Raw genomic sequence first — 1,356 nt, 5'->3', positions numbered from 1 at the left:
CCTGCAGAACCAGTTCGGGTGCGACAGCCTCGTGGTCACCACTACCGATTTCGCGCCCCTCGATACCACCTTCGTGCAGGCCACAACCTGCGACCCCGCACAGGCCGGGCAGACGACGGACGTCCTCCTGACGCCGGAAGGGTGCGACAGCGTGGTGGTCACCTTCACACAGCTGCTGCCCTCTGACACCACCATCATCATGGCAGCCACTTGCGACCCGGACCTCGCAGGGGAGGTGCAGCAGTCCTTTGTCAACCAGTTCGGGTGCGACTCCACCGTCATCACCATCACACAGCTGCTGCCCTCTGACACCACCATCATCATGGCAGCCACCTGCGACCCGGGCCTCGCAGGCGAAGACCAGCAGTCCTTTGTCAACCAGTTCGGGTGCGACTCCACCGTCATCACCATCACACAGCTGCTGCCCTCTGATACCACCATCATAATGGCAGCCACCTGCGACCCGGACCTCGCAGGGGAGGTGCAGCAGTCCTTTGTCAACCAGTCCGGGTGCGACTCCACCGTCATCACCATCACACAGCTGCTGCCCTCTGACCTCGTGCAGGTACAGGCGTCCTCCTGCGACCCCGCTCAGGCCGGCACCGACACCCTCTTCCTGCAGAACCAGGCCGGGTGCGACTCCATCGTCGTCATCACCACACAGCTCGTACAGATGCAGGCCCAGGCCGGCATCACCTCCGATTACAATGGCTTTGCCGTCAGCTGTGAGGGCGGCAGCGATGCACAGCTGTCCGCAGAGGTCACTACACCAGGGTTCCAGCCCCCCTTCTCCTTCATCTGGTCCGATGGCGCACAAGGCCCGCAGCGCAATGGCGTGCCCGCCGGAGCGTACACCGTCACCGTCACGGATGCCAACGGGTGCTCCGCGACAGCCTCCGTCACCGCCCAGAGCCCCCCGCCTATCCTCCTCTCCCTCTCCGTCAGCCCCATCTCGTGCTTCGGGGACCAGGACGGGGGCATCCAGGCCATGGCCCAAGGGGGGCTCCCGCCGTTCCTCTTCAGCAGGGACGGGGCACCTTTCCAGGCTCAGCCCCTCTTCGCCGGCCTGCAGGCCGGTGCTTACACCCTCGCTGTCCAGGACGCCAACGGGTGCGAGCAGCAGGCCGCAGTCATCATCCCTCAGCCCGATGAGCTCGCTGTCAGCCTCGGCCCGGACACGACCATACAGGCCGGCACCGCAGCCGCCCTATCCGCTCAGCTCAATGTCCCCGAAAGCCAGATCGATACCATCGTCTGGCAGCCCAGGTTCGAGACCGAGTGCCCGCAGTGCCTGCAGCAGACCGTCGCGCCCATCGTGTCCACCGCTTACTCCATTACCATCACCGATGTCAACGG

The 1,356-nt window shown here is 65.0% G+C and carries 1 protein-coding gene; it reads left to right on the top strand.

The window, feature by feature from the left end:
* Positions 1–1,356, top strand: a 1,356-nt coding sequence (locus FRY97_RS21805; protein ID WP_147169737.1) for a hypothetical protein, incomplete at both ends; no start/stop codon positions are given.

This window comes from Phaeodactylibacter luteus (assembly GCF_007993045.1).
Classification (GTDB): domain Bacteria; phylum Bacteroidota; class Bacteroidia; order Chitinophagales; family Saprospiraceae; genus Phaeodactylibacter; species Phaeodactylibacter luteus.
This window is presented reverse-complemented; position numbering and strand designations above follow the sequence as displayed.